The sequence below is a fragment of the Actinopolyspora sabaoui genome (assembly GCF_051225635.1).
Classification (GTDB): domain Bacteria; phylum Actinomycetota; class Actinomycetes; order Mycobacteriales; family Pseudonocardiaceae; genus Actinopolyspora.
On sequence record NZ_JBMIHH010000006.1, the window covers coordinates 25,130 to 50,837 of the forward strand.

The window sequence follows — 25,708 nt, forward strand, 5'->3', positions numbered from 1 at the left end:
CGGAGCCGGTTAGGTTTGCGCCGCTTCCGTCGGCCGATCGGCGGAAGCCTCATCAGGACAGGGCCCACCGCCCCGGTTCGGGTGAGCCGTTCTCATCGTTCGCACAGGAGCGCAGCGTGTCCGACTCCGCCCCCTCACGGTCCGCCTCCCCGAGCCCCCGCTCCGAACAACGCAGCCAACCCGCGGCCGATCTGGCCCGGATCGTGGTGTTCGCCGCGTTCACCGCCGTGCTGGGCATCTTCCCGGGTATCTACCTGGCGGGATCGGCCGTGCCGATCGTGCTGCAGAACATGGGGCCGTTGCTGTGCGGCAGCCTGTTGGGCCCTCGCCGCGGCACCGCATCGGTGGCGCTCTTCCTGGCGCTGGTGGCACTCGGACTGCCGCTGCTGTCCGGTGGACGCGGCGGAATCGCCCCCTTCTTCGGCCAGAGCGCGGGCTTCCTGCTCGGCTGGATCCTCTCGGCGCTCGTGGTGGGGTTGATCGTGTTCCTCGCGCGCAAACCCACCCTGCCGGTGCTACTGCTGGCCAACCTGGCGGGCATCGCCGTGGATTACCTGGTCGGTCTGCCGGTCATGGGTGCGGTCATGGGCGACTTCCGCGTGGCCGGAATCGCCATGATCGGTTACGTGCCGGGTGATCTCGCCAAGGTCGTGCTGGTTTCGCTGGTGGCCGTCGCGGTACACCGCGCGTTCCCGAACGCCACACCGAGCCGGGAGCGCGCGGCCCGATGACGTCCCCGATAGCCTCCCTGCCACCGCACGGCCCCGACAGCTCGAAGTCGAGTTCCGCCCCGGCCCTGCCGCCGATCCTGGCGGGTGGCACACCGCGCACCGTTCGTTCCCCGGACGGCGAGCTCACGGGAGCGGAACTGGTGCACCGGGCCCACACCGCGGCCTCCGAACTGGCGGCGGCAGGTGCCGGGCCGAACAGCCGCGTGTTCGTCGAGGCCGAGCGGGATCCGACGGTCGGACTGATCCGGCTGCTGGGCGCCGATCTGTTGGGAGCGGCCACCCTCCTGGCGGTGCCGGAGTGGAGCGACATCGAACGGGGCCGTGTGCTGCGCGAGGCCGCACCGGACGTGTTCGCGAGCGGGCCCCTCCGCCACGAGGCGGCCGATCCGCTCCTGCCGGACCGTGACGGCGCGAGCCTGTTCTACCTGCCCACCACCTCGGGCAGCACCGGCCGCCCGCGGGTGCTGGCCCGCACCCGGCGTTCCTGGTGGTACAGCTTCGAGGCCTTCGACGCGGGGGTCACCGCACGGGACACGGTGCTGATCCCCGGCCCGCCGAGTTCCTCGCTGTTCCTGTTCGGCGCGCTGCACGCGATGCACCTCGGCTGTGAGGTGGAGCTGCTGCGACGCTGGTCGGTCGAAGAGGCCGCCGAAGCCTGCACCAGGGCCACCGCCGTGCACCTGGTGCCCTCGATGCTGGCCGCGCTGCTGGCGGTGCTGGAACGCGAGCCGCGGCTGCTGGCCGCGTGCCGGGTGCGGAGGTTCGTTTGCGGCGGGGCGGAGCCCGACGAGGGACTCCGGCAACGGCTGGGCAAGCTGCTGCCCGACTGCGAGCTCGTGGAGTACTACGGCTCGGCCGAGCACTCCGTGGTGGCGCTGCGCGGCGCGGACGAACTACTGCACCCGGCCGAGCACGTCGATGTCCGGATCGACGAGCCGACCTGGACCACGAGCGACAGTCCCGAGCCCGGCACACTGTGGGTGCGCTCCCCGTTGAGCTTCAGCGGCTACCTGGAATCGGGCGTGCTGCGAGCTGTGGAACCGGGTTTCCACAGCGTGGGTGATCTCGCGACGGGCTCGCACCAGGTCGGTTTCCGGGTGTTTGGCAGGGGTTCGGCGACGATCGAAACCGGCGGCAGGCTCGTCGCCGCCGAGGAAGTGGAGAACGTGCTGCGCACCGCACCGGGTGTGTTCGACGTGGTGGTGGCTCCCACCCCGCATCCCCGATTCGGTGCGCTGGTCACCGCCGTGCTCGAACCCGAGTCCGAGCACGGCGTCGATCTGGCGCGGCTGCGCCGACTGGCGCGGGACTCACTCGGCAGCGCGCAGCGGCCCCGGCGCTGGCTCTCGGTGGTCGAACTGCCGCGCACTCCCAACGGAAAACCCGCGCGCGGCACGGTGCGCGAGTGGTTGGCCACCGGAGAGCCGGGCCCGGAGATAGTTGGATGAGCACGGATACTCCCGGCCCGCTGACACCGGTGGTGGTCGCCGCTCGCCGCAGCCCGATCGGCACCGCTGGTGGCTCACTGCGCGATGTCGAACTCGACCGACTGGCGGGAGCGACCACCTCGGCGGTGTTCGACGACGCCGGGTTCGAGCGGGCCGACGAGGTGCTGCTGGGAAACACCCGCGGGCCCGGCGGCAACCCGGCTCGTGTGGCCGCGCTGCGCGCCGGTCTCGGTCCGGAGACCCCCGGGATGACGGTGGATCGGCAGTGCGCCTCCGGGTTGAGCACGATCGTGACCGCGGCTCGGCTGGTTTCCGCCGGAGTCGGAGAGCACTACCTGGCGGGCGGCGCGGAGAGCGCCTCGACCGCACCCTGGCGTGCCTGGCGGCCGCGCGACGCCACCGAACCGCCCCGGTTCTACAGCCGGGCGCCGTTCGCGCCGCCGGAGGTCGGCGATCCCGAGATGGGGCCCGCGGCCGATCTGGTGGCAGCCGAGGCGGGTATAACACGGCAGCGGCAGGACGAGTTCGCCGCGCGCAGCCACCGGCGTGCCTCGGCGGCGCGCGAAGCCGGGCGGTTCGACGCCGAGCTGGTCGGGGTGAACGGCGTGCGGCACGACGAACGACCGCGTGCCGGGTTCGACGTCGGACGACTGGCCCGCTTCCCACCCGCCTTCACCGCCGACGGCACTGTTACGGCCGCGAACTCCTGCGGCATCGCCGACGGAGCCGCGATGGTGGCGGTGACCAGTGAGCGCCTGCGGCGGGAGCGCGGGCTGCCGGGGCTGCGGTTGCTGGACGCGGAGATCGTGGGCGCCGATCCGAACCGCCTGGGCACCGCGGCGGTTCCCGCGATGCGCGCCGTGTTGCGGCGGCAGCGGCACCGCCCGGAGGTGGTGGAGTTCACCGAGGCGTTCGCGGGTCAGGTGCTGGCCTGCCTGGACGCCGTGGGGCTGGACGAGCGGCTGGTGAGTCCGGAGGGCGGTGTGATCGCGCTCGGGCATCCCTGGGCCGCCTCCGGGGCGGTGCTGCTGGTGCGGCTGTTCCACCGGATGCGGCAACACGGAGAATCGGTGGGTATGGCCGCGTTGTCCTCCGGTGGCGGCCTGGGGATCGCCACGATGTGGGAACTGGTTCGTTGAGTAGCGGATCGCGGGGCGGTCCGGGGATGCGGAGGAACGGTTGATCGAGTTCGACGGGGTGGGTCACTCCTACGGCGAGCACACGGTGCTCGACGACGTCCGGTTACGGCTGGACGAGCGCAGGGTGGCCTTCGTGGGGGCCAACGGCTCCGGCAAGTCCACCCTCGCCCGGATGATCAACGGACTGGTGCTGCCGAGCAGCGGCCGGGTACTGGTGGACGGGGCGGATCCCGCGAAAGCGGGCAAGCGCGTACGCAACCGGGTGGGGTTCGTGTTCACCAACCCGGATTCGCAGATAGTCATGCCCACGGCTGGTGAGGACGTGGCCTTCTCGCTGCGCAAGAAGGGGCTCTCCAAGCCGGAGCGGGAGCGCAGGGCCGCCGAGGCGCTGGCCGAGCACGGTCTGGCCGGTTATGCCGACCATCCGGCACAGCAGCTCTCCGGTGGGCAGAAGCAACTGCTCGCGCTGTGCGCGATGCTGGTCCTGGAGCCCGACGTGCTGGTCTGTGACGAACCCACCACGCTGCTGGACCTGCGCAACAAACGGCGGTTCGCCGAACGGCTGCGCGGGCTCGAGCAGCAGATCGTGCTGGTGACCCACGATCTTGACCTGCTGGAGGATTTCGACCGGGTCGTGGTACTCGACGGCGGACGTGTGGTCGCCGACGACGAGCCCCGGGCCGCGCTGCGGTACTACCGGGAGCTGGTGGCATGAGCCATGTGATCGGCCTTTACCAGCCCGGACGGAGCTCGCTGCACCGGTTGCCCGCGGGCTGGAAGTTCCTCGGATTGCTGGTGTTCGCGGCGCTGGTGGTGGTGTTCGACCGCCCGTGGCAGCTCGGTGTGTTCGCCGGGGTGGTCTGCGCCGGGTTCGCCGTGGCACGGCTCCGTCCCGGGCTGGTGCTGCGCACCATGCGAACGGTGCTGGTGCTGCTGGGGCTCGTTTTCGCGTTGCAGTGGTGGCTGCTGGGGGTGGAGAGCGCGGTGGTGGTGTGCCTGCGGCTGCTGGCGGCCATCGGGGCGGCCAACCTGTTCACGCTCACCACCAGGGTCGACGACCTGGTGGCCGCGATCGAGCGCGGCGCCTCGCCGCTTCGCCGGGTGGGAGTGCGCCCGGAGCTGCTGGGGCTGCTGGTGGGACTGACCATCCAGGCGGTGAGCGCACTGTCGGTGCTCGCGCAGCAGACCCGTGAGGCCCAGCGGGCACGCGACGCGAGTCGCTCGGTCGCGGCGTTCGCCGTCCCCTTCCTGATCCGCACGCTGCGGCACGCCGACGAGCTCGGCGAGGCGCTGGCGGCACGCGGGGTCGGTGACGAGTCCGGAGCGCGGGACGCGGAGCAGCAGGAGGTCGACACCAGCGACGAGCGTTCCGCGGAGGCACGTTCCGACGGGGACGCGGAACGCGCCGACGTCTCACGGCACGAGTAGTCCCGCCCCCGTAGGCCCGGCCCGCTCGGTGGGCCCCTGTCGCACGCGCGTTCCGGGAGCTCTCAGCTCGAGCGCAGGGCCGCTCGGGGCCTACTGGGCCGCTCGGGGCCACTGGGCCAGCACGGTCACGGTTCCCGGATCGATCTCGGTGAATCCGGCGTCCCGTACGGCGGCCACCCCACGGTCACGCCAAGCCGCGGCGGGGTCGTCGCCGGGCAACAGCCTCCGCCAGGTGTCGGTGTCCGGGGTGCGGACGGCGCAGTTGAAACCGGCTTCGTGCCAGCGGAGCAGTTCGCTCGCGGCGTGCTCGCCGACGGCATCGGTCCGGTCCGCGTCCCCGTGCAGCAACGCGGCGAGGATCATGGTGGCGTGGCCGACCTGTGCGGCCGCCTTCCCCGCCGTCATGCCGACGTGCGGGTTCAGCCACAGCACGGGTGTATCGGCGGGTGTGGGTCCCGGATCGTCGGTGGGGAGGTCGCTGCCGGAGATCTGCAACCGGGTCAGTTCCCGCGGCATGTCGGCCACCCGGGCGGGCAACAGCGCACGTGCCTCGGCTCCGGCGACGTCCACCGTGATGCCGGGTAGTTCCGCCACGGCTCGCCAGTGGGAACCGCGGGCGCGGCGGGTGACCTTGCGAATCCGCCCGTCGACCCAGCCGGAGACGGCCTCGTGCCACGGGCCGCCCGGTTCGCTGCGCTGATCGAGGCACACCGCCACGGCGGCCGCGGCCGAGGCCTCGAGCAGCGCGGTGCGAGCGGGGGGCGTGTCGCGCTCGATGCGCAGCACCACCGGCATCAGCACGACGTTGTCGGGATCCTCCTCGGAGGTGTCGGCCGTGGAACGAGCGGGCAGCGACAGCCAGGAGGCGTAGCGGTCGGTCAACGGCCGAAGCACCGCGGCGTACTCACTCACGGAACGGATTGTCCCTCCAGGAGTTCGACCGGCTCCCGCTCCCGCACCCGAATGTTGCCCAGCCAGGCGACCAGCATCGCGGCGAGGGCGATGCAGAGCGTCATGACCACCAGGTACAGCGCGACTCCGTCGACGCCTCCGGCCGTGCCGGGGCGCAGGAAGGGATAGGGGAACCATCCCGTGACCGCACCGCGCACCAGCGCGTAGACGACGTAGACCAGTGGAACGCTCAGCCAGGCGAACGCGCTCGCGTAGCGGATCCGCGCGCGGGGCCGGACCAGCAGCCAGTCCACGAACATCACCACCGGCATGACGTGGTGCATAACCGTGTTCACCCAGGGCAGCGAGTCGCCGCCGTCGAGCAGCAACGCGAAGACGGTTCCCGTCGTGGCCATGTAGACGGTCATGCCCCCGCGTAACCACTCGAGAACGGCGCGGTCGTCGCGGCCGGGAGCCACCCCGAGGCGAATCAGCAGTGTGCCCGCGGCGATGTTGCTGAGGATCGTGAAGTAGCTGAAGAAGTTCACCGGCGAGAAGTCCGGCAGCGCCAGGTCCGCGACGAACTGTCTGCCGACGGCGATCACCGCCAGCGCGCCGAGCAGAATCCGCAGCAGCCGCACGGGCCACGCCCGGCTGGACAGCATCGAGTCGTACACCTCACGTTTCCAACGGAACCCGCGCGACGAATCCGTCCTCGGCATCGGCGGCCTCGACCTCGGCCCTGGTGACGCCGAGCACGAACAGCACGGCGTCGAGGAACGGGTGCGACAACGCGGTGTCGGCGACCTCCCGCAGCGCGGGCTTGGCGTTGAACGCCACGCCCAGCCCCGCCGTGGCGAGCATGTCCATGTCGTTGGCGCCGTCCCCGACCGCCACGCACTGCGACAGCGGAACGTCGTAGGACTCCGCGAATCGCTTCAGCGCGCTGGCCTTGCCGCCCCGGTCGACGATTTCGCCGACGACACGTCCGGTGAGTTTACCGTCCACCACTTCCAGGTCGTTGGCAGCACTGAAGTCCAGCCCCAGATCGTCGACCAAGTGGTCGATGATCCTGGTGAAACCGCCGGAGACGACTCCGGTGTGGTAGCCGAGCCGCCGCAGGGTGCGCACGGTGGTGCGGGCCCCGGGGGTCAGTTGCAGTTCCTTGCCGACCTCATCGAGCACCGAGGCGGGCAGCCCCTCCAGCACCGCCACCCGGCGGCGCAGCGACTCGGAGAAGTCCACCTCGCCGCGCATGGCCTGCTCGGTGACCCTGCGTACCTCCTCCTCGCGGCCTGCCTTGGCGGCGAGCATCTCGATGACCTCACCCTGCACCAGCGTGGAATCCACATCGAAGACCACGAGTCGCTTGGCGCGGCGGGCCAGCCCGGTGCGTTCCACCGCGACGTCCACACCGATCCCCGCGGAGAGGTCGGTCATCTCGGAGGTGAGCATCTCGTCGGTGTGTTCACCGGTCTCGGCGGCGGTGACGTGCAGCTGCAGCCCGGTCACCGGATAGTCGGCCACCCGCTGGATGGAATCGATGTTGACGTCGACCTCGGCGAGCTTGCGGGCCACCTCGGAGAAGCTGCGTGCCGAGACCGGCTGGCCGAGCACGGTGACGACGTGGGTGGAGCCGAGCTTGTCGGCCTCCCCGTCCTCGGCGTCGATCTCGACCTCGACGGTCATGCCGACGGTGGCCATGGCCTGTTCGACGGATTCCTGCAACTGCTCGGGGTCGTGTTCGGTCGCCACGAGCACACCGAGAACCAGTCGCCCGCGGATCACGACCTGCTCGACATCGAGCACATCCACTCCGTGCCTGGTCAGCGCGGCGAACAACACCGAGGTGACCCCGGGCTTGTCGCGGCCTGTCACGGTCATCAGCACGGTGGTGGGATTTGACGTGGTCACGACTGACGGCACTCCCTCGATATTCGACTCCGGGAACCACCCTACGGGGTTCGGAAACCCGTTCCGAACAACAAGAGCCCCGGACCGATCGGTAGGCCGACCGGCCGGGGCTCCCCGTCGAGCGGGATTACCGTGCCACACCCGCACCGGGTGTCGTTAGGTCGAATATCACTTTTCGTCGAGCTTGCGGGCCTCGCCCGAGTCGCCCCCGTGCCCCGATTCACCGGAGGCACCGGCGTGGGCCAGCGGCTTGCCGGAGAGACCCACGTGGCTCTCCACCCGCATCCGCTCGGCCATGTGCGGGTAGTGCAGCTCGAAGGCGGGACGCTCGGAACGGATCCGGGGCAGCTCGGTGAAGTTGTGCCGCGGCGGCGGGCAGGAGGTCGCCCACTCCAGCGAGTTCCCGTAGCCCCACGGGTCGTCGACGTTGGCGAGTTCGCCGTAGCGGTAGCTCTTGAACACGTTCCACAGGAACGGCAGCATCGAGGCTCCCAGCAGGAACGCGCCCGCCGTGGAGATGGTGTTGAGCGTGGTGAACCCGTCGGTGGGCAGGTAGTCGGCGTAGCGCCTGGGCATCCCCTCGTTACCCAGCCAGTGCTGCACCAGGAACGTGGCGTGGAAGCCGATGAAGGTCAGCCAGAAGTGCACCTTGCCCAGCCGCTCGTCCATCATCCGGCCGGTCATCTTGGGGAACCAGAAGTAGATGCCCGCGAACGTGGCGAACACGATCGTGCCGTAGAGCACGTAGTGGAAGTGCGCGACCACGAAGTAGGTGTCCGAGACGTGGAAGTCGATCGGCGGTGCGGCCAGCAGCACACCGGTCAGCCCGCCGAACAGGAAGGTCACCAGGAAGCCGATCGAGAAGATCATCGGTGTCTCGAAGGTGATCTGCCCGCGCCACATGGTGCCGATCCAGTTGAAGAACTTCATCCCGGTGGGCACCGCGATCAGGAACGTGGTGAAGGCGAAGAACGGCAGCAGCACCGCGCCGGTCGCGTACATGTGGTGGGCCCAGACGACCACCGAGAGCGCGGCGATACCCAGCGTCGCGTAGATCAGGCCGGTGTAGCCGAACAGCGGCTTGCGGGAGAACACCGGGAAGATCTCGGTGACGATGCCGAAGAAGGGCAGCGCGACGATGTAGACCTCGGGGTGGCCGAAGAACCAGAAGAGGTGCTGCCAGAGGATCACCCCGCCGTTGGCCGGGTCGAACACGTGGGCGCCGAGGTGCCGGTCGGCCAGCAGGCCGAACAGCGCGGCGGTCAGGATCGGGAACGCCATCAGGATCAGCACGCTGGTGACCAGGATGTTCCACGTGAAGATCGGCATCCGCCACATGGTCATGCCGGGCGCGCGCATGCAGACCACCGAGGTCACCATGTTGACGCCACCGAGGATCGTCCCCAGGCCGGAGACGAGCAGGCCGGTGATCCACAGGTCGGCACCGATACCGGGGGAGTGCACGGCGTCGGACAACGGGGTGTAGGCGAACCACCCGAAGTCGGCGGCACCGCCCGGCGCGAGGAAACCGCTGATCACGGTCAACCCGCCGAACAGGTAGAGCCAGTAGGAGAACGAGTTCAGCCTGGGGAAGGCCACATCCGGCGCACCGATCTGCAGCGGCAGGATGTAGTTGGCGAACCCGAACAGGATCGGGGTGGCGTACAACAGCAGCATGATCGTGCCGTGCATGGTGAACAGCTGGTTGTACTGCTCCTGCGACACGAACTGCATCCCCGGGACCGCGAGCTCCCCACGGATCAGCATGGCCATCAGCCCACCGACCAGGAAGAATCCCATCGAGGTGGTCAGATAGAGGATGCCGATCTGCTTGGGATCGGTGGTACGCAGCAGTCCCAGCAGTGTGGATCCCTTGGACGTGTTGCGCACCGGATAGGGGCGCGAAGTGATCGGCTCTGGCGCGACGGCCGTCACGGTGCCTCCTGCACTGCCTCGAAGACGTTGTCGGCCCCGACCACGGGACCGCCCGGCCCGTCCGGGCCGGCTAACCCTGATGACAGCGTCGCAACCGATGTCGGTTCGACTCGCTCCCCGATGATCGATTCGATGACTGCCATCTGCGGATATTAGTCCCGGCGCTCAACTCCGCTACGTCCGGGCTGTAGTCACTCTATTCATCCCCTTCGCCGAGGACACCGAGGATGAGATCCACGCGACAGCGACGAATGACCGCCGGAGCGGCGCACGCGCCCGCGGGAGGCCTCCGACGGGGAAGCCTCCGGCGGAGCGCAGCACCCGGCGGGGACCACCTGTACGGATCACCCTGAAGGCACCCCTTAAGCTGGCACGTGGTCGCCTGTTCGGCAGGCGGTCCGCTGGACCCAGCGGGTTGAAGGCTCCGCAGGCGTGTCGGTCGTGCCCAGCACCGGCCCGCCCGGGGAAGGATCGGTATTTCCGGAGGCGAGGAAACGGTGCGCAAGAGCACGATCATCGGCGTCCTTGGGGCCGCGGTCCTGGCACTGACCGGCTGCTCGCCGAACTACGAAGATCCGAGCGACATGAAGCCGGGCGCGGGCACACCGCCGCCACCGAGCGCGATCATGCCCGCCGAGGACTCCGGCAACGGCGACGAGACGGCGCAGGTCAACACCGACCTGGAGTTCGCCCAGCAGATGGTCACCCATCACGAGACGGAGACGCAGCTGCTGGAGGTGGCGATCAAGAACGCCCCCGACGAACGGGTCGTGGAGTTCGCCGAGCAGCTCGAACAGGAACACGGTCCGCAGATCGAGGAGATCAGGGCCTGGCTGCGGGAGCGCGGCGAGAGCGAAGTCACGCCCGAGGACGTCGGCACCGGCGAGGACACGCAGATGCCGGGAAGCGAGGTCGCCAGTGAGCTCCCCAAGCTGGAGGAGGCCCAGCAGGCCCGGTTCGACTCGCTGTGGCTCCAGTCGATGATCGACCACCACGAAGCCGTGATCGAGATGACCCGCACCGAGCTCGAGGAGGGCTCGAACGCGGAGATGAAGTCGATCGCCACGGAGATCAGGGACTCGCGCACCACCGAGCTCGACGAGCTGCGGCAGCTGCAACAGAACCTCTGATCCGAATCGGCTCACCCACCCTTCCAGCGGCCCGGTGACCGTGCGGCTCCCACGCCCGGGGCCCGCCCGGTCACCGGGCCGATGCCCCCCAAGGCGGCCGAGCCCTCGCGGAGCGTCGCGGGTCTCCCACTGATCGCGCTGCTGCACGTGGCGGTACTGGTACGGCCGTACCAGACGTTAGCCTCCGGTACGAGTCGAAACCGGACCGAGGAGCACGGACCGGTTCACCGTCGTCACACGGAGGACAACGTTGGCCGAGAACCTGATCTTCGACGCTGACGACACGTTGTGGGAGAACAACGTGCTGTTCGAACGCGCGGTGGAAGCGTTCATCGACCACCTGGCGCACCCCGAGCTCTCACGGGAGCAGGTGCGGGAGCGGCTGGACGAGATCGAACGGATCAACTGCCGTATCCACGGTTACGGCGTGGCCGGTTTCGAGCGCAGCCTGCTGGACTGCCTGCGGCACCTGCGCGAGGAGGAGGCCTCCGAAGCCGACCACGCCGAGCTGCGCAGGGCCTGCGCGCCGATCCGGGAACAGCGGGTCGAACTGATCGACGGTGTCGAGGAGACCCTGCGGGAACTGTCCCTACGGCACGACCTCTACCTGCTCACCAAGGGCGAGGCCGAGGAACAGACCGGCAAGATCAAGGCTTCCGGGCTGGGCGGGCTGTTCTCCGAGACCATGGTGGTGCCGGAGAAGAACACCGGCACCTACGAACGGTTCGTCACCGAGCGCGGCTTGGATGCCTCGCGGAGCTGGATGATCGGCAACTCCCCCCGTTCGGACGTCTGGCCCGCGCTGCACGCGGGGTTGAACGCCGTACTGGTGCCGCACCCCATGACCTGGGGACTGGAAATGCGTGAGCTGCCGGAACAGCACCCCGGCTTCCACACGGTCGATCCGTTCTCCCGTCTCAACGAGCACTTCTAGCGGAGCCGACTCCCCCTCGTTCATCCGGTCCGTTTTCCTCGCCGTATCCGGACGCCACCTAGCACGAGCGAGGCCAATCCGATGAGCGCGGCGATCGGCCCGAGCACGGCCCACAGGGTCACCCCGGTCATCGGGCTGCCACCGGGCACTCCCACGCCCTGCAGCGTCCAGATCACACCGAGCGCGAGCAGCAGCGTTCCCACGAGCAACGAAAGTGAAGCGCGCAACGAGGACCTCCGGAAGCGAGGGGGCGATTGTTGGTTTCTCGGGTGATTCGTGGCCGTGGGAGTCAACGATCGGTCACGGTGAATGTGATCTCGCGAACTCGTCCCCCTTTACTTTACGAACGAGTAACCTACTATGGGTAACCCAGGCGTGGGCTTGTGACCCACGACCAGCAGGCCGGTTCGAGAGCAGGGAGGCCCCATGCCCATGTCGATGTCGGGCAAAGTAGTCGCCATCACTGGTGCCGCACGTGGCATCGGTGCCCAGACCGCCCGGGATCTGGTCCGCAAGGGGGCGCGAGTGGCCCTGATCGGGCTGGAACCCGACGAGCTGGCTTCGGTGGCCGCAGAGCTCGGCACCGGCCACCCGTGGTTCGAGGCCGACGTCACCGACCCCGAGTCGATCAAGGCGGCGATCGACGAGAGCGCACGCCAACTGGGCGGCCTCGACGTGGTCATGGCCAACGCGGGCGTGGCTCCCTACGGGACCGTGCGCGACCACGACCCACGGACGTTCACCAAGACGGTGGATGTGAATCTCAACGGGGTGTTCCACACCGCTCGTGCTGCCCTACCCCACCTGGTGGAACGACGGGGTTACCTGCTGGTGGTCTCCTCGCTGTCGGCGTTCGCCCCGATCGGCGGCATGGCCGCCTACACCGCGAGCAAGGCCGGTTCCGAGGCGCTGGCCAGTGCCCTGAGCTCCGAGGTCGGCCACCTGGGGGTGGCCGTGGGAAGCGCGCATCCCTCCTGGGTGGACACGGACCTGGTTCGCGACGTCTCGGCTGATCTGCCCAGTTTCCGCGCGATGCGGGCGAAACTTCCCTGGCCGATGCACTCGACCACCAACGTGGTCGACTGTTCCCGGGCATTCGTGGCGGGAATGGAGCGCCGAGCCAGGCGCGTCTACGTTCCCAGGTCGGTCATGCTGATGCACTGGTTGCGGAACCTGCCCGCCTCGCGGCTGGTGGAACGGCTGATGCGGCCGACCGTACGGAAGCTGATGCCGCGAATGGAGGCCGAGGTGGCCGAGCTGGGGCGGGGTTTCAGTGCCCGCAACGACAAACTCCAGCGGAAATGAGAACTCGCGGTGCGGCTTTCGTAGCCGGTTTCGTGGCGGAACCTCCGGCGGCGCCTCGCTGCGGGTGCCCCGACATCGGGTAGCGACCTACACAACGTCGGGGCCGTCCTCGCGAGGCACTCGCCGGAGAACCCGCAGCGGTGCCGGCTACGAGGGTGGTGGGAGTTCGCCTTGCGCCGAAGCGGCCCGGCGATTTCGCGAGAAATTGACACCGGGAGCGCCGAAGGCGCGTCAATTTCCCACGAAATCGCCGGGCCATCAGCACCGAGGAGTAGTCGCACTCCGACCACCCCGGCAGTCGGCACCGCCGCGAGAGGTTCCGCCAAGCGACCAGCTACGGCGACCGAGCCGATACCGTGCGGCGCGAAGCGTGCTACGAACGCTTACGCCGGAACAGCATGGTGAGGGGGTCGTACCGGCGGTCGGCCAGGCGTTCCTTGAGCGGGATGAGCGCGTTGTCGGTGATCTCGATGTGCTCCGGGCAGACCTCGGTGCAGCACTTGGTGATGTTGCAGAAGCCGAGTCCGTGGTCTCCCCTGGCCTCCTCCGGTCGGTCCCCACCCTTTTCCTCGTGGGAGTCCAACGGGTGCATCTCCAGCTCGGCCACCCGCATCAGGAACCTCGGCCCGGAGAACGCCTCCTTGTTCTCCGAGTGATCACGGATCACGTGGCAGGTGTCCTGGCACAGGAAGCACTCGATGCACTTGCGGAACTCCTGGGAACGCTCCACGTCCCGCTGCTGCATCCGGTACTCGCCCGGCTCCAGCCCCTCGGGTGGGCTGAAGGCGGGCACCTCGCGTGCCTTGACGTAGTTGTACGAGACGTCGCAGACAAGATCCTTGATCACCGGAAAGGCCCGCATCGGGGTGACCGTGATGGTCTCGTCGGTGTCGAACAACGACAGCCTGGTCATGCAGGTCAACCGCGGTCTGCCGTTGACCTCGGCCGAGCAGGAACCGCACTTGCCCGCCTTGCAGTTCCAGCGCACCGCCAGGTCCGGACACTGGGTGGCCTGTAGTCGGTGCAGCAGGTCGAGCACCACCTCGCCTTCCTCCGCATCGACCTCGTAGTCCCGCAGCTCGCCGGAATCGGCCTCACCGCGCCACACGCGCAGTCGCGCCCGGTATCCCATCAGCACAGTCCTTTCCACGACACTCGCCGACACGCACTCGCATCACGCTCGAACCGGCGCGAGCAGCGGAGTGCTCGTCGAAACCGAATACGCGGTCAATGCGGTATCCGGTCGTTCCTGTACGGCGCGATAGCGCCGTACACCCGTGCATGCCGTCGGCACAGCCGCGGGTTCTCCGGTGCGGCTCTCGTGCGGAAGGCCCGACGTTGTGTACGTCGCTACCCGATGTCGGGCCTCCTCGGAGCGAGAGCCTTGCCGGAGGTTCCGCCGAGCGACCACGCACGACAGCCGAGCCGACACTCCCGCTAGGACACAACGGCCAGCTCCTCCTCGGTGAAGTACTTGCCGAGCTCTTCGAGGGAGAACAGCCGCAGCAGGTCCTCGCGCATCGGCGGCTGCTCGTGCTCGGTGATCTCGATCGAACCCTCCCGCAGCTCGCAGCCGAGCAGCGTGCCGCGCCACTTCGGGTTCATGCCCGGGTGGTCGTCGCGGGTGTGCCCGCCCCTGCTCTCGGTACGACGCAGCGCCGCCGCGGCCACGCACTCGCTGACGGCCAGCATGTTGCGCAGGTCCAGCGCCAGGTGCCAGCCGGGATTGAAGTGCCGGTTGCCCTCCGGAACGGCGAGCCGGGCGGCACGCTGCTTGATCTCGGCGAGCTGTTCCAGCGCGGCACACATCTCGCCCCCGTCCCGGATGATGCCGACCAGCCGGTTCATCACCTGCTGCAGCTCCGCCTGCAGCGCGTAGGGGTTCTCCTGACCCCGCGCGTCGGTGACCTCGAACGGGGCGAGCGCCGAGTTCACCGCCTCGCTGACCACGTCCTCCGAGACGTCGGGCCGAGCGTGCCGCGCGGCGGCGACGTACTCGGCGGCGCCCGCTCCGGCCCGCTTGCCGAAAACCAGCAGGTCGGAGAGCGAGTTACCCCCGAGCCGGTTGGAACCGTGCATACCGCCTGCCACCTCTCCCGCGGCGAACAGCCCGGGCACCGAGGAAGCCGCGGTGTCGGGATCGACCTCCACGCCACCCATCACGTAGTGGCAGGTGGGGCCGACCTCCATGCGCTCACTCGTGATGTCCACATCGGCCAGTTCCTTGAACTGGTGGTGCATCGAGGGCAGCCTGCGCATGATCTCCTCCGCGGAGAGCCTGCTGGCCACGTCGAGGTAGACCCCACCGTGCGGGGTTCCCCTGCCCTCCTTGACCTCGCTGTTGATCGCGCGCGCCACTTCGTCGCGCGGCAGCAGTTCCGGTGGTCTGCGGTTGTTGTCCGGGTCGGAGTACCACCGGTCGGCCTCCTCCGGACTGTCGGCGTAGGAGTCCTTGAAGACCTCGGGGATGTAGTCGAACATGAAGCGTCTTCCAGAGGCGTCGCGCAGCACACCACCGTCGCCACGCACGGACTCGGTGACCAGGAGTCCCTTCACGCTGGGCGGCCAGACCATCCCGGTGGGGTGGAACTGCACGAACTCCATGTTGATCAGCCGGGCGCCCGCCCGTAGCGCGAGGGCGTGCCCGTCGCCGGTGTACTCCCAGGAATTGGAGGTCACTTTGAAGGACTTGCCGATTCCGCCGGTCGCCAGTACCACCGCTGGTGCCCGCAGCCGCACGAACCGACCGTTCTCCCGCCAGTACCCCAGCGTCCCGGCGATGCGATCGCCGTCCAGCAGCAGGTCGGTCACCGTGAATTCGGCGAAGACCCGCAGTCCGGCCTCGTAGTCGCCGTGTTCGGCGTGATCGGACTGCTGCAGCGAGACCACCTGCTGCTGCAGGGTGCGGATCAGCTCCAGCCCGGTGCGGTCGCCCACGTGCGCGAGCCTGGGGTACTCGTGCCCGCCGAAGTTGCGCTGACTGATCCGGCCGTCGGCGGTGCGGTCGAACAGGGCTCCGTAGGTCTCCAGCTCCCAGACGCGCTGCGGTGCCTCGGTGGCGTGCAGTTCCGCCATGCGCCAGTTGTTCAGGAACTTGCCGCCACGCATGGTGTCGCGGAAGTGCACCTGCCAGTTGTCGCCCGAGTTGACGTTGCCCATCGCGGCGGCGATGCCGCCCTCGGCCATGACGGTGTGTGCCTTGCCGAACAGCGACTTGCACAGCACCGCCGTACGTAGCCCGCGCGAGCGGGCCTCGATGGCGGCACGCAGGCCGGCACCGCCCGCCCCGATGACGATCACGTCGTAGTCGTGACTCTCGATCTCGGCCATGTGACGTTTCCGATTTCTCGTCCGAAAAGGTTTCGCGGCGCTGCCGCACAACCGCGTGCGCACACGGCCACGGCGCGCCGGGGTCAGTTGAACAGCCGCGGATCCGGGAAGGCGCCCGCGGCCACGAGCATCACGTAGAGGTCCACCAGTGCCACCGACACCAGCGATGCCCAGGCGAGCCCCATGTGGTGGCCGTTCATCCTGCTCACCAGCGTCCACATCCGATAACGCACCGGGTGGCGGGAGAAATGGTTGAGGCGCCCGCCGATCAGGTGCCTGCAGGAGTGGCAGGACAACGTGTAGGCCCACAGCAGCACGACGTTGACCACCATGAGCAGCGTTCCCAGCCCGACACCGAAGCCGCCGTCGGGACCGCGGAAGGCGATCACGGTGTCGTAGGTCAGCACCGCTGCCACCAGCAACGCGGCGTAGAAGAAGTAGCGGTGCACGTTCTGCATGATCAACGGGAACCGAGTCTCACCGGTGTAGCGGCGGTGGGGTTCGGGCACCGCGCAGGCGGGCGGCGCGGCCCAGAAGGAGCGGTAGTAGGCCTTCCGGTAGTAGTAGCAGGTCAGTCGGAAGCCGAGCACGAACGGCAGCACGAACACCGGTGGGGGGATCCACGGCGCCAGATCCGGGAAGGGCGTTCCGAAGTGGCTCGCCCCGGCCACGCAGGCGTCGCTGAGGCAGGGCGAGAAGAACGGGGCGAGGTAGTGGTACTCGGGAACCCAGTACCACTGGTTCATGAAGGTCCGTATCAGGCCGTAGACGACGAAGGCCCCGAGGCCGAGCGCGGTACCCAGCGGCGGCAACCACCATCGATCGGTTCGCAGCGTGCGCCTGCGCCGGAGGGACGATGAAGTTGTGGGAGCTGACATGCTCGACCTCTGGTGGTAGCGAGAATCATGGTTGTCGCGGTGCTCGCCCGGTAGTCAGGGGGTCCCGTCCGGTTCCCACCGGTTCGAGGGCGACCCCGGAGGGGTTCGGTGCCGACCGGGGGTGGGCGGAATCAGTCCTCGCGCGATGACCGGCCTCCCACTCCCTCGTCGTCCACGCCCTGCCACCAGGAGGGGTCGTACGGGGTGTCGGGAACCTCGACGATGTCGTGTTCCCCTACCTCGCGGTGTGCGGTCGTGCCACCGGTGCGCGCGCTCGCGGCGGCACCACCGGAACGCTGCCGCGGTGGTCCCGGGGCGGCGGTCGACAGCTCGGAGACGTCGATCTCCAGCCGCTGAAGGTCGTTCTCGATACGCCGCACCACGGCGACGTCGCCGTATCTGGTGTAGAGCTCGTCGACCCCGGTACGCAGCTGGGCCAGCGCACGAAGCACGTCACCCAGTTCAGCTGTCGAGGACATTCGCACCACCTCGCGTTCCCGATCCGGTCACCGGAAGACTCTGCACGACCCAAGCCTACGTGACAAGAGACACATGTGATCCGAAACGCATTCGATGGACGTGAATTTCCCTCCTTCGGGATGTCGGCTGCCAACTAACCCCCGAAAAGGTGCCGTACGAAGATGACCAGCGACCGGAACACGAAAGCGACACTGTCGAAGAGCACCAGCGATCCCTGCCGTACGGCGCCGGCGGCCCCGACGGGGTCGCGAACCACCAGATAGCCGACCGCGATCGCCGCGAATGTCACCAGAACGAGCACGCTCCTCCGGTCCACTCCCGACCTCCGTGTCTCGAACGACCGCGAATCGCGACCACCCTCGCACGCGGTGCCCGACAGCGGAGGCCGCAACGCCGGGAGATCACCGCTTCGTGTAACACCCTCGGGAAACCCCACGCCGGGGAACCGGGAAGCCCCTGTCCACTCCCGGAGGCCGCTTCCCCTTGCCATTTCCTCGCCACGCGAACGCGGGAATATCCGGCACGAGACTGCCGGTCGCTGATCACGGAGGCATACTCGAGGGCGGAATCGATCCAACTCACCGACACGGAGTGAGCGAATGCGGGAACGCGCTCTCGGCAGTCAGGGGCTGCGGGTCAGTGAACAGGGCCTGGGCTGCATGGGAATGACCTTCGGGTACTCGGGGCGGGACGACGAGGAATCGGCCGCCACGATCCGGCGAGGACTGGAGCTCGGGGTGAACTTCCTGGACACGGCCGACATGTACGGGCCCTGGAGCAACGAGCGGCTACTGGGGCGAACACTGGCGGGCCGCCGGGACGAGGTGGTGCTCGCCACCAAGTTCGGCAACGAGGTGGACGAGAACGGCGAACTCACGGGCGAGGTCAACGGCAGACCGGAATACCTGCGTGCCGCCATCGACGGCTCACTGCGGCGGCTGGGGATCGACCACGTCGACCTGTACTACCAGCACCGCGTGGACCCGAACGTGCCGATCGCCGAGACCTGGGGCGCGCTGTCCGAGCTGGTGCAGCAGGGCAAGGTGCGCCACCTGGGGATCTCGGAGGCCGCGCCGGAAACGATCCGGAAGGCCCACGCCACCCACCCGGTCAGCGCGGTGCAGACCGAGTACTCGCTGTTCAGTCGCGATCCGGAGGACAACGGGGTGCTGGCGACCTGCCGCGAGCTGGGCATCGGTTTCGTGGCCTACTCACCGCTCGGGCGCGGGTTCCTCTCCGGCGCGATCCGCTCGTTCGAGGATCTTCCCGCCGACGACTACCGGCGGACCGCCCCGCGCTTCCAGGGAGAGAACTTCCAGCGCAACCTGGACGTGGTCGATCGGGTTCACGAGCTGGCACAGCGGAAGGGCGTATCGGCCTCCCAGTTGGCTCTGGCGTGGGTAACGGCCCAGGGTGAGGACATCGTGGCCATCCCCGGCACCAAGAAGCGCAAGTATCTCGAGGAGAACGTGGGCGCCGTGGACGTCACCCTCACCGCCGAGGACCTGGCGGCGCTCGAACGGGTGGCGCCGCGCGGCGTGGCAGCGGGCGAACGCTACGGCGAGGGAGCGATGGACAAGGTGCACCTCTGACGAGGTTTCCCCCGAAGAGAGGCCTTCCCCAACGAGTGGGCCTTCCCCAACGACCGGGGGAGCCCCTCCTTCCCGTTCCGGGAACCGGCGTGACGGCATTCCGGCATGGCGGCATTGACGAACCGGAGGCGGAGTTGATCCGCTCGGAGGGATCACCCGAGTGGTGTGAGCGCGTTCCGACACGGGTACGCCGGAACAGGACGTCCCCCCTTCCGGAAAGGTAACCATGGGCCAGCGACACGTCGTTCCCGGAGGCGGTGGCGGCGGCTGGAAGGTGGTCGGCGCGGCCACCGGATCCACCGAGTCGAGCACCAACTCTCAGGCGGACGCGATCGACGAGGCACGCAGGCAGCTGGAGAACTCCGACGGAGGCGAGATCCTCATCCACGGCATCGACGGATCGATCCGCGACCGGCGAACCGTGCAGTCGAGCTGACCGAACCCGACGACTCTCGCGGCGGTCCGGTGCGAATCGCCGGGCCGCCGCGCGAAGTCGTCCGAACCCGACCAACGCGGTCGCAGCGAACCCGGTCACGGCGAACCCGGCGAGCCGCAGCGGCTCGGCACTCTTCGGCCCCGCTTCGGGTCCACCTCGTCGCGCGATCAGTACTCCGACGGCTCCCGCACGGCACGGAAACGCAGCCGCTGGCCGGGTCGTGCCTGCGCCGCCACGGCCACGTACGCCGACAGCACGACCGCGATCACGGGGTATCCCCCGGTCACCGGGTGATCCGCCAGGAACAGGGTGGGTTGCCCCGCGGGCGGTACCTGCAGCGCCCCGCTGACCATCCCCTCGCTGGGGAGCTCGCCGGTCTCGTACCGGGGTAGCGGAGGTCCGGACAGCCGCATACCGACACGGTCGCTGTCCCGGGTGACCTCGAACGGCTCACCGAGCAGAGCGCGCAACGCCGAATCGGTGAACCAGTCCCGTCTCGGGCCGGGCAGCACGGGCAGTGTCAGTTCCCCGCCGGACGGCGGGGTGACCGGCGCGGCGTCCACGCGCGGGAATTCGCCGTACGCTCTTCCGACGGGTAGCACGGCGCCCGCCGCGAGCGGCTCCGGCCCCAGCCCGGCGAGCGTGTCGGTGGCGCGTGCCCCCAGCACGGCCGGGACGTCGATACCGCCGCGCACCGCCAGATACCCCCGCATCCCGGTTCGGCACTGCCCGATACGCAGCACCGAGCCGTTCGGCAGTGTGAGCACCGTGTTGCTCGCCGCCGCCCGGCCGTCCACCGTGACCGGAAACGAGGTGCCGGTCAGCGCGACGGTGAGCACGCCGTGGGCGCGTAGCCACAGCCCGCCCAGCGTGATCTCCACGGCCGCTTCCGACTCCGCGTTGCCGACGAGGCGGTTCGCCAGTCGCAGCGAACTCCGGTCGGCGGCCCCGGAGACCCCGACCCCCATCCCGGCGAGCCCGGTGCGGCCGAGATCCTGCACGGTCGACAGCGGTCCCGGGTGCAGCACCTCCATTCGCCGGACGCCCGGGGACCCCTTACCGATCCCGGCGGTACCGGTGTCCGGCTCGCTCATGACACCTCCTCGAACCGCACCCGTACGCCGGGACGCAGCAGCGCGGGCGGATCACGGTCGGTTCGCCACATCTCCAGCTCGGTGCGGCCGATCAGTTGCCAACCGCCCGGCGACGTTCTCGGGTAGACACCGCTGAACCTGCCCGCCAATCCGACCGAACCGGCGGGCACCCCGGTGCGTGACTCCGCACGGCGCGGGACTTCCAGCCGAGGGTCACCTCCCACCAGATAGCCGAACCCCGGTGCGAATCCGCCGAAAGCCACCAGCCACTCGGTTCCGGTGTGCGCGTCCACCACTTCGCGGGGCGAGAGACCGGTCAGCTCGGCAACCGCGTCGAGGTCGGCGCCGTCGTAGATCACCGGCACCGTGAGCAGCCCGCGGTCGGCGAGTTCTCCCCTGGCCGAGCCAGTTCCGGACGAGCCAGTTCCGGCCGAACCGGTTCCAGTCGACCGAGCTCCGCTCAGTGGCACTCGACGGATCTCCTCGGCGAGCGCGCGCCGGTCGGCGCACTCGGGATCCAGCGAGACGAGCAGTGTCCGTGCCGCGGGAACCAGGTCGAGGACTCCGGGCAGGCTTCGTTCGGACAGCGCGGCGTGCAGCGCCAGCACCTGTTCCAGCTCGTCCAGTTCCACCAGCAGGCCCGCGTCCGCACAAGGCAGGATCCGCACCGCACCTCCATTGATTCTTCGTTCCGGACTCGGCCAGGTGCACGGGTGCTCGTTTCGGCGCCGGGAACGCCGAAAGCATCAAGCCACTCTGGTGAGCCCGCATCGAGCACCCCGCGCTGTCGGAACCGGAAAACAGTTCTCAGTCGGCCACGAGCGATCGGGGCGGCGGTGCGAACGGCTCGATCGGCGTCCCCTGCTCGGCCAGTTTCCGCCGCACAGTGCGGGCGATGCCCACCGCGTCGGGGGTGTCACCGTGCACGCAGATCGAGTCGGGCGACAGCGACAGCGGGCTCCCGTCCACCGCCTCGATCGGCTGTCCCCGGACGATCCGCAGACAGCGGTCGGCTATCGACTCGGGGTCGTGCAGCACCGCGCCGGGACGACCACGTGGCACGAGGGTTCCCTCCGGGGTGTAGGCGCGATCGGCGAAGGCCTCCCGGTGGGTGTTCAGCCCGGCCTCGGCGGCCAGCCGCAGCCACTCCGAGCCGGGCAGCCCGAGCACGGCCATACCGGGTCGGAACCGGCGCACCGCTTCCACGACGGCCTCGGCCTGGCCGGTGTGGGAGACGATGGTGTTGTACAGCGCGCCGTGCGGCTTGACGTAGGTGACCGCTGTGCCCGCCACCCTCGCCAGCGCGTCGAGCGCGCCGATCTGGTAGATCACCTCGTCGACCAGCTCGGCGGGGTCCATGTCGATGAACCGGCGGCCGAATCCGGCCAGATCCCGGTAGCCGACCTGAGCCCCCACGGCGACCCCGCGCATCGCGGCTCCGGAACAGGCCGTGCGCAGCGTCCTCGGATCACCCGCGTGGAAGCCACAGGCGACGTTGGCACTGCTGACGATGTCCAGCAGCGCGGTGTCGTCACCCAGCTCCCAGCGCCCGAACCCTTCGGCCAGATCCGCGTTGACGTCCATGGTGGGAAACCTCTCACGGGATGGTGCGCGTGATCACGGGGGTCAGCTCGCGCCGGGCTCGCTCGCCACGACACCACGTACACAACTGTCGTGGGGAACCACCACCTGCCGTAGTGACCTCCTGCCCTGGCACGAAAGGACCGAAGTCACCGATGTCGCCGAGAGCTTGCGGCTCTGTGCCGGACGGTTCTTTACTCGGGACAGGAGTGCTTTTCGGCACGCACCGTGCGAGTGGATTCCCGCGGTGCGCTGGGGAGGGAGCGAATCATGGGCAACCCGGTGGTGCACTTCGAGGTGCTCGGCAAGGACGCGGCGAAGCTCCGCGACTACTACTCCCGGCTGTTCGGCTGGAAGATCGACGCGGACAACCAGATGGACTACGGCATCGTCGAGCGCGAGACGGTCGACGACAACGGTGAGGCCGTGGGCATCGGCGGCGGCATCGCGGCGGTTCCGGAGGGCTACGAGGGAATGGTGACGTTCTACGTCGGGGTGGACGACGTCGAGCAGGCACTCTCGCAGGCCGAGAACCTCGGCGGAAGCCGGGTAATGGGCCCGGAGAAGGTGATGGACCAGCTGGAGATCGGCCTGTTCGCCGATCCGGAGGGTCACGTGATCGGCGTGGTCAACCCCGGTTCCTGAGGCGCCGAGCCCCGAGCGCACCGGCGCCGGGGCACGATCCGACGCCTCGGAAAAGATCAGATGCCTTCGAGAACCGAGAGTCCCGGCACTGCTCGACTGTCCGACAGGCGGGAACGGCGGATTTAACCCGCACGTCATCACTGCCGGGCTCCGAGGTAACACCCCTGGACCAGCATGGCGAACATGACCGAGCGAGACTCCGCGGCAATCGACCACGGAACCGTGCCCCAGCGCTGGACCACCGCGCGTCCGTCGGCGTGGCTCGCCCCCGCCACGGTGGCGATCGGCGTCATACAGCTCGTGCTGTTCCAGCTGGGGGCGGAACGGCTCGCCGCGTGGCCCCTGGTGGCCGTGGGTGTGTTGTGGCTGTGCGCGAGTGCGATCGGCCGGATGCTGCCCGCGCTCGCCCGGCGCGGCGGCCGGAGAACGGAGCATCGGCGGTTCGCGGGCGAACCCACCACAGTGGAACTCGGCGAGCGAGAGGACCGGGAGCTGTGGCGGGTACGCGCCTCGGTCAGCGACGAACCCGGCGGTCTGGCCGCACTGGCCGGCCGACTGGCCCGGTTGGACGGTGACATCCGGACCATGCAGGTGCACCCGGTCGCCGACGCGGCGGTGGACGAGTTCCTGCTGCACCTGCCCGGCGAGTTGGGGCACGCCGAACTCGTCGAGGCGGTGACCAGCGCCGGGGGCCGCGAGGTCACCGTCGAACGCACCGGCCCGCGCGAGCTGGACGACGTACCGACCAGGGCGCTGCGGCTGGCCACCGAACTGGTGGAGGGCACCGCCGACCCGCGCGGTGCACTGCGGCCGCTGCTGGGTGATGTCGAGGTGCGCCGGCTGGCCTCGACCGAGGGCCTCGGCATGGCCCCCGACGAGCTGCGAGGGCAGTCGATCTGCCTGGAGCACCCCGGTGGTGGCGTGCTGCTGCTGCGTCGAAGGGCCGGGGAGTTCACTCCGGCCGAGTTCGCCAGGGCCCGCGCGATGACGGCGCTCGCGGCGAGCTGGATGGCGCGGCTGGGTGAGTCCACGGCGCGGCACACGGCGCGCGACGGCTCCGAGTTCACAGTGCGCGACACCGATCGCACCGACCTGCCGCTGGTGCGCGAGTTGCACGAGCGGTGCTCGAACGCGAGCAGGCACCGGCGCTACTTCGTCGCGGGCATTCCCACCGATCGGCAGCTGGAGCTGTTGCTGGCTCCGGGGCCGGGGAATTCCCGGTCCGGTAGTTCCCGGTTGGGGAGCTCGCTGCTGGCCACTTCGCCCGACGGCGAGGTGGTGGCGATGGGCAATCTGGGTCACGACGGCACCACCGGGGAGTTGGCGCTGCTGGTGCGCGACGACTGGCAGGGGCTGGGTGTGGGATCGACGCTGCGGGACGCACTGCTGGCGCGTGCCCGCGAGCTCGGCCTCGCCAGGGTGAGCGCGCTGACCCAGCTGGACAACACCGCGATGGCGCGCACGCTGCGTTCGGCCGGGTTCAAGCACGTCGGCGCGGACGAACCCGGCGAGTGGTCCTGGATGCTGGAGCTGCGGGACAGCTCGGAGCGGACACGCACCACGGCCCGGGCAGCGAACACGACGGTCCCCGCCGGGCGCACGCTTGCCGAGACCAGCCCGCACTGACGCGCGGAAGCGGCTGCCCCTGGCGTGGTGCGCTCTCGCCGCGACACCCGGTGAAGAAGCCCCACGCGGGTCGGGGCCCCCGCCCACGGCGCGACGGGAGACCCCGGGCTCAGCCCTGCCGGAGCAGCTCGATCAGGCGCTGGCCCCACCGTCGACGACCAGGTCGTGACCGACCACGAAACTCGCCTCGTCCGAGGCCAACCACAGCACCGCCGATACGATCTCGTCGGGATCCGCCAACCTGCCCGCCGGGATACCACCGGTGAGCCTGGCCGAACGGTCCGCTTCCGACTCACCGGGCAGGAATGTCATGTCGGTGTCGGAAGCACCGGGACTGACGACGTTGATCCGGACACCCTCCCGAATGTGGTCCCGCGCGGCGGAGCGGCTCATGTTGCTGACTCCGGCCTTGGAGGCCACGTAGGGACCGACCCCACCGAACCTGGCGTGGTCACCGATGTTCGACCCGACGTTGACGATGGCACCGCCGCCGTGCTCTCTCATGTGGTTGATCTCGTGCTTCATGCACAGCGCCACACCGGTGAGGTTGACGGCGATCGCGGCGTGCCAGGTGCTTTCCGCCGTGTCGGCGAAGGCTCCCGGGACCGGGAAAACACCCGCGTTGTTGTGCGCGATGTCCAGTGAACCGTAGCGCAGCACAGTGGTTTCCACGCCGTCGCTCACCGATGCCGAATCGGTGACGTCGACCTCGACCGCACTGGCCTTTCCCCCGTTCCCCTCGATCATGTCCACCGTCCGCTCGATCTTCTCGCCGTCACGACCGGCGGCGACCACCGTCGCCCCTTCCGCGGCGAAAGAAAGAGCGCTCTTCCTGCCGAGACCGGATCCGGCTCCGGTGATGAAAACCACTTTGCCCTCGAAACGCGAAGTCATGATTCGTTCCTCTGATTCCGACCTGCTGTTTCCCGCTCTACCGGAAAACCTGACATCTCGTTCTCCGGAAATCGGATGGAACTGCCCCTCGAAAACCCGAAATCCGGTTTGACGCATCCGCCGAGGAGCCGCCACACATCCTCCGAAACAGCGGATATCAGCGGCAACCCGCATTACACACTTCGTCATGTCGAGCAGGAACCTTCGGAACATGACAAAGTACGAAAGCTCGGTTGTAACCCCTCGGAAAGGTGCACACAATCCGCACGGAAACGACCTTCCGATTTTTCGGAGTTT

General features: G+C 69.0%; 27 protein-coding genes. 12 read left to right on the forward strand and 15 right to left on the reverse strand.

Going from position 1 to position 25,708, the window contains the following annotated elements:
- Positions 1-191: 191 nt before the first annotated feature.
- From ACOQFL_RS12525 to ACOQFL_RS12545, 5 genes are read left to right on the forward strand one after another with little or no spacing between them, the layout of a single operon-like run.
- Positions 192-731, forward strand: coding sequence for a biotin transporter BioY (locus ACOQFL_RS12525; RefSeq protein WP_503169960.1), 540 nt, complete (start codon positions 192-194; stop codon positions 729-731).
- Positions 728-2,179, forward strand: a complete 1,452-nt coding sequence (locus ACOQFL_RS12530) for a class I adenylate-forming enzyme family protein (RefSeq protein ID WP_435544320.1) — start codon at positions 728-730, stop codon at positions 2,177-2,179. The genes ACOQFL_RS12525 and ACOQFL_RS12530 overlap by 4 nt, the downstream gene beginning before the upstream one ends.
- The gene (locus ACOQFL_RS12535) at positions 2,176-3,318 is read left to right on the forward strand and encodes a thiolase family protein (protein ID WP_435544321.1); all 1,143 of its coding nucleotides are present in this window, start codon (positions 2,176-2,178) and stop codon (positions 3,316-3,318) included. Before ACOQFL_RS12530 ends, ACOQFL_RS12535 begins: the two co-directional genes overlap by 4 nt.
- Before the next feature lie 40 nt (positions 3,319-3,358).
- A complete protein-coding gene (locus ACOQFL_RS12540) occupies positions 3,359-4,033 on the forward strand; it encodes an energy-coupling factor ABC transporter ATP-binding protein (RefSeq protein WP_435544322.1) in 675 nt (224 codons plus the stop codon).
- The gene (locus ACOQFL_RS12545; RefSeq protein WP_435544323.1) at positions 4,030-4,746 is read left to right on the forward strand and encodes an energy-coupling factor transporter transmembrane component T family protein; all 717 of its coding nucleotides are present in this window, start codon (positions 4,030-4,032) and stop codon (positions 4,744-4,746) included. The genes ACOQFL_RS12540 and ACOQFL_RS12545 overlap by 4 nt, the downstream gene beginning before the upstream one ends.
- Positions 4,747-4,836: 90 nt before the next feature.
- On the opposite strand, the gene ACOQFL_RS12550 is transcribed toward ACOQFL_RS12545, so the two are convergent.
- The 5 genes from ACOQFL_RS12550 to ACOQFL_RS12570 all read right to left on the reverse strand — a co-directional run bounded on the left by ACOQFL_RS12550 (position 4,837) and on the right by ACOQFL_RS12570 (position 9,629).
- Positions 4,837-5,658: an aminoacyl-tRNA hydrolase gene (locus tag ACOQFL_RS12550; RefSeq protein ID WP_435544324.1), complete on the reverse strand. Its 822-nt coding sequence runs from the start codon at positions 5,656-5,658 to the stop codon at positions 4,837-4,839.
- On the reverse strand, positions 5,655-6,314 hold the full coding sequence (locus tag ACOQFL_RS12555; protein ID WP_435544325.1) for a Pr6Pr family membrane protein: 660 nt from the start codon (positions 6,312-6,314) through the stop codon (positions 5,655-5,657). The genes ACOQFL_RS12550 and ACOQFL_RS12555 overlap by 4 nt, the downstream gene beginning before the upstream one ends.
- 1 nt (position 6,315) lies before the next feature.
- Positions 6,316-7,551: a phosphoserine phosphatase SerB gene (serB, locus tag ACOQFL_RS12560; RefSeq protein ID WP_435544326.1), complete on the reverse strand. Its 1,236-nt coding sequence runs from the start codon at positions 7,549-7,551 to the stop codon at positions 6,316-6,318.
- A gap of 168 nt (positions 7,552-7,719) precedes the next feature.
- On the reverse strand, positions 7,720-9,486 hold the full coding sequence (gene ctaD, locus ACOQFL_RS12565; RefSeq protein ID WP_435544327.1) for an aa3-type cytochrome oxidase subunit I: 1,767 nt from the start codon (positions 9,484-9,486) through the stop codon (positions 7,720-7,722).
- Positions 9,483-9,629, reverse strand: a complete 147-nt coding sequence (locus ACOQFL_RS12570) for a hypothetical protein (protein WP_435544328.1) — start codon at positions 9,627-9,629, stop codon at positions 9,483-9,485. Before ACOQFL_RS12570 ends, ctaD begins: the two co-directional genes overlap by 4 nt.
- Before the next feature lie 354 nt (positions 9,630-9,983).
- Here ACOQFL_RS12570 and ACOQFL_RS12575 point away from each other — a divergent pair, with 354 nt between their 5' ends.
- Positions 9,984-10,616, forward strand: a complete 633-nt coding sequence (locus ACOQFL_RS12575; protein ID WP_435544329.1) for a DUF305 domain-containing protein — start codon at positions 9,984-9,986, stop codon at positions 10,614-10,616.
- Between the two features lie 250 nt (positions 10,617-10,866).
- Positions 10,867-11,550, forward strand: coding sequence for an HAD family hydrolase (locus tag ACOQFL_RS12580; RefSeq protein WP_435544330.1), 684 nt, complete (start codon positions 10,867-10,869; stop codon positions 11,548-11,550).
- A 20-nt stretch (positions 11,551-11,570) separates the two neighbouring features.
- On the opposite strand, the gene ACOQFL_RS12585 is transcribed toward ACOQFL_RS12580, so the two are convergent.
- Positions 11,571-11,777 carry a hypothetical protein gene (locus ACOQFL_RS12585; protein ID WP_435544331.1) on the reverse strand — a complete coding sequence of 69 codons (207 nt, stop codon included), beginning with the start codon at positions 11,775-11,777 and terminating at the stop codon, positions 11,571-11,573.
- Between the two features lie 205 nt (positions 11,778-11,982).
- On the opposite strand from ACOQFL_RS12585, the gene ACOQFL_RS12590 reads away from it, so the two are divergent.
- Positions 11,983-12,855 carry an SDR family oxidoreductase gene (locus ACOQFL_RS12590; RefSeq protein ID WP_435544682.1) on the forward strand — a complete coding sequence of 291 codons (873 nt, stop codon included), beginning with the start codon at positions 11,983-11,985 and terminating at the stop codon, positions 12,853-12,855.
- Between the two features lie 373 nt (positions 12,856-13,228).
- On the opposite strand, the gene ACOQFL_RS12595 is transcribed toward ACOQFL_RS12590, so the two are convergent.
- From ACOQFL_RS12595 to ACOQFL_RS12615, 5 genes are all read right to left on the reverse strand, one after another.
- A complete protein-coding gene (locus ACOQFL_RS12595; RefSeq protein ID WP_435544332.1) occupies positions 13,229-13,987 on the reverse strand; it encodes a succinate dehydrogenase/fumarate reductase iron-sulfur subunit in 759 nt (252 codons plus the stop codon).
- A gap of 305 nt (positions 13,988-14,292) precedes the next feature.
- Positions 14,293-16,185: a fumarate reductase/succinate dehydrogenase flavoprotein subunit gene (locus tag ACOQFL_RS12600; protein ID WP_435544333.1), complete on the reverse strand. Its 1,893-nt coding sequence runs from the start codon at positions 16,183-16,185 to the stop codon at positions 14,293-14,295.
- An 83-nt stretch (positions 16,186-16,268) separates the two neighbouring features.
- Positions 16,269-17,063: a succinate dehydrogenase subunit SdhC gene (sdhC, locus tag ACOQFL_RS12605; protein ID WP_435544334.1), complete on the reverse strand. Its 795-nt coding sequence runs from the start codon at positions 17,061-17,063 to the stop codon at positions 16,269-16,271.
- A gap of 131 nt (positions 17,064-17,194) precedes the next feature.
- Positions 17,195-17,542, reverse strand: a complete 348-nt coding sequence (locus ACOQFL_RS12610; RefSeq protein ID WP_435544335.1) for an Rv0250c family protein — start codon at positions 17,540-17,542, stop codon at positions 17,195-17,197.
- 134 nt (positions 17,543-17,676) lie between these two features.
- Positions 17,677-17,832, reverse strand: a complete 156-nt coding sequence (locus ACOQFL_RS12615; RefSeq protein ID WP_435544336.1) for a hypothetical protein — start codon at positions 17,830-17,832, stop codon at positions 17,677-17,679.
- Positions 17,833-18,142: 310 nt separating this feature from the next.
- Here ACOQFL_RS12615 and ACOQFL_RS12620 point away from each other — a divergent pair, with 310 nt between their 5' ends.
- Both ACOQFL_RS12620 and ACOQFL_RS12625 read left to right on the forward strand, forming a co-directional pair.
- Positions 18,143-19,135 (forward strand): aldo/keto reductase, encoded by a 993-nt coding sequence (locus ACOQFL_RS12620; RefSeq protein WP_435544337.1) that lies wholly within the window; start codon positions 18,143-18,145, stop codon positions 19,133-19,135.
- Between the two features lie 226 nt (positions 19,136-19,361).
- Positions 19,362-19,571, forward strand: a complete 210-nt coding sequence (locus ACOQFL_RS12625) for a DUF2188 domain-containing protein (RefSeq protein WP_435544338.1) — start codon at positions 19,362-19,364, stop codon at positions 19,569-19,571.
- A 167-nt stretch (positions 19,572-19,738) separates the two neighbouring features.
- Here ACOQFL_RS12625 and ACOQFL_RS12630 read toward each other — a convergent pair whose 3' ends face one another.
- The 3 genes from ACOQFL_RS12630 to ACOQFL_RS12640 form a co-directional block, all read right to left on the reverse strand.
- Positions 19,739-20,665: a 5-oxoprolinase subunit C family protein gene (locus ACOQFL_RS12630; protein WP_435544339.1), complete on the reverse strand. Its 927-nt coding sequence runs from the start codon at positions 20,663-20,665 to the stop codon at positions 19,739-19,741.
- On the reverse strand, positions 20,662-21,333 hold the full coding sequence (locus ACOQFL_RS12635; protein ID WP_435544340.1) for a 5-oxoprolinase subunit B family protein: 672 nt from the start codon (positions 21,331-21,333) through the stop codon (positions 20,662-20,664). The genes ACOQFL_RS12630 and ACOQFL_RS12635 overlap by 4 nt, the downstream gene beginning before the upstream one ends.
- 139 nt (positions 21,334-21,472) lie before the next feature.
- Positions 21,473-22,249: a LamB/YcsF family protein gene (locus tag ACOQFL_RS12640; protein WP_435544341.1), complete on the reverse strand. Its 777-nt coding sequence runs from the start codon at positions 22,247-22,249 to the stop codon at positions 21,473-21,475.
- A 267-nt stretch (positions 22,250-22,516) separates the two neighbouring features.
- Between ACOQFL_RS12640 and ACOQFL_RS12645 the strand changes: the two genes are divergently transcribed.
- The gene (locus ACOQFL_RS12645) at positions 22,517-22,891 is read left to right on the forward strand and encodes a VOC family protein (RefSeq protein WP_435544342.1); all 375 of its coding nucleotides are present in this window, start codon (positions 22,517-22,519) and stop codon (positions 22,889-22,891) included.
- A gap of 183 nt (positions 22,892-23,074) precedes the next feature.
- A complete protein-coding gene (locus tag ACOQFL_RS12650; RefSeq protein WP_435544343.1) occupies positions 23,075-24,517 on the forward strand; it encodes a GNAT family N-acetyltransferase in 1,443 nt (480 codons plus the stop codon).
- Between the two features lie 132 nt (positions 24,518-24,649).
- On the opposite strand, the gene ACOQFL_RS12655 is transcribed toward ACOQFL_RS12650, so the two are convergent.
- On the reverse strand, positions 24,650-25,411 hold the full coding sequence (locus ACOQFL_RS12655) for an SDR family NAD(P)-dependent oxidoreductase (RefSeq protein ID WP_435544344.1): 762 nt from the start codon (positions 25,409-25,411) through the stop codon (positions 24,650-24,652).
- Positions 25,412-25,708: the final 297 nt, after the last annotated feature.

Coding starts and splice junctions, on each gene's coding strand:
- ACOQFL_RS12530 (WP_435544320.1), top strand. CDS start 728: ATGACGTCCCCGATAGCCTCCCTGCCACCGCACGGCCCCGACAGCTCG.
- ACOQFL_RS12535 (WP_435544321.1), top strand. CDS start 2,176: ATGAGCACGGATACTCCCGGCCCGCTGACACCGGTGGTGGTCGCCGCT.
- ACOQFL_RS12545 (WP_435544323.1), top strand. CDS start 4,030: ATGAGCCATGTGATCGGCCTTTACCAGCCCGGACGGAGCTCGCTGCAC.
- ACOQFL_RS12570 (WP_435544328.1), bottom strand. CDS start 9,629: ATGGCAGTCATCGAATCGATCATCGGGGAGCGAGTCGAACCGACATCG.
- ACOQFL_RS12590 (WP_435544682.1), top strand. CDS start 11,983: ATGTCGATGTCGGGCAAAGTAGTCGCCATCACTGGTGCCGCACGTGGC.
- ACOQFL_RS12595 (WP_435544332.1), bottom strand. CDS start 13,987: ATGGGATACCGGGCGCGACTGCGCGTGTGGCGCGGTGAGGCCGATTCC.
- ACOQFL_RS12600 (WP_435544333.1), bottom strand. CDS start 16,185: ATGGCCGAGATCGAGAGTCACGACTACGACGTGATCGTCATCGGGGCG.
- sdhC (WP_435544334.1), bottom strand. CDS start 17,063: ATGTCAGCTCCCACAACTTCATCGTCCCTCCGGCGCAGGCGCACGCTG.
- ACOQFL_RS12610 (WP_435544335.1), bottom strand. CDS start 17,542: ATGTCCTCGACAGCTGAACTGGGTGACGTGCTTCGTGCGCTGGCCCAG.
- ACOQFL_RS12620 (WP_435544337.1), top strand. CDS start 18,143: ATGCGGGAACGCGCTCTCGGCAGTCAGGGGCTGCGGGTCAGTGAACAG.
- ACOQFL_RS12625 (WP_435544338.1), top strand. CDS start 19,362: ATGGGCCAGCGACACGTCGTTCCCGGAGGCGGTGGCGGCGGCTGGAAG.
- ACOQFL_RS12630 (WP_435544339.1), bottom strand. CDS start 20,665: ATGAGCGAGCCGGACACCGGTACCGCCGGGATCGGTAAGGGGTCCCCG.
- ACOQFL_RS12640 (WP_435544341.1), bottom strand. CDS start 22,249: ATGGACGTCAACGCGGATCTGGCCGAAGGGTTCGGGCGCTGGGAGCTG.
- ACOQFL_RS12645 (WP_435544342.1), top strand. CDS start 22,517: ATGGGCAACCCGGTGGTGCACTTCGAGGTGCTCGGCAAGGACGCGGCG.
- ACOQFL_RS12650 (WP_435544343.1), top strand. CDS start 23,075: ATGACCGAGCGAGACTCCGCGGCAATCGACCACGGAACCGTGCCCCAG.
- ACOQFL_RS12655 (WP_435544344.1), bottom strand. CDS start 25,411: ATGACTTCGCGTTTCGAGGGCAAAGTGGTTTTCATCACCGGAGCCGGA.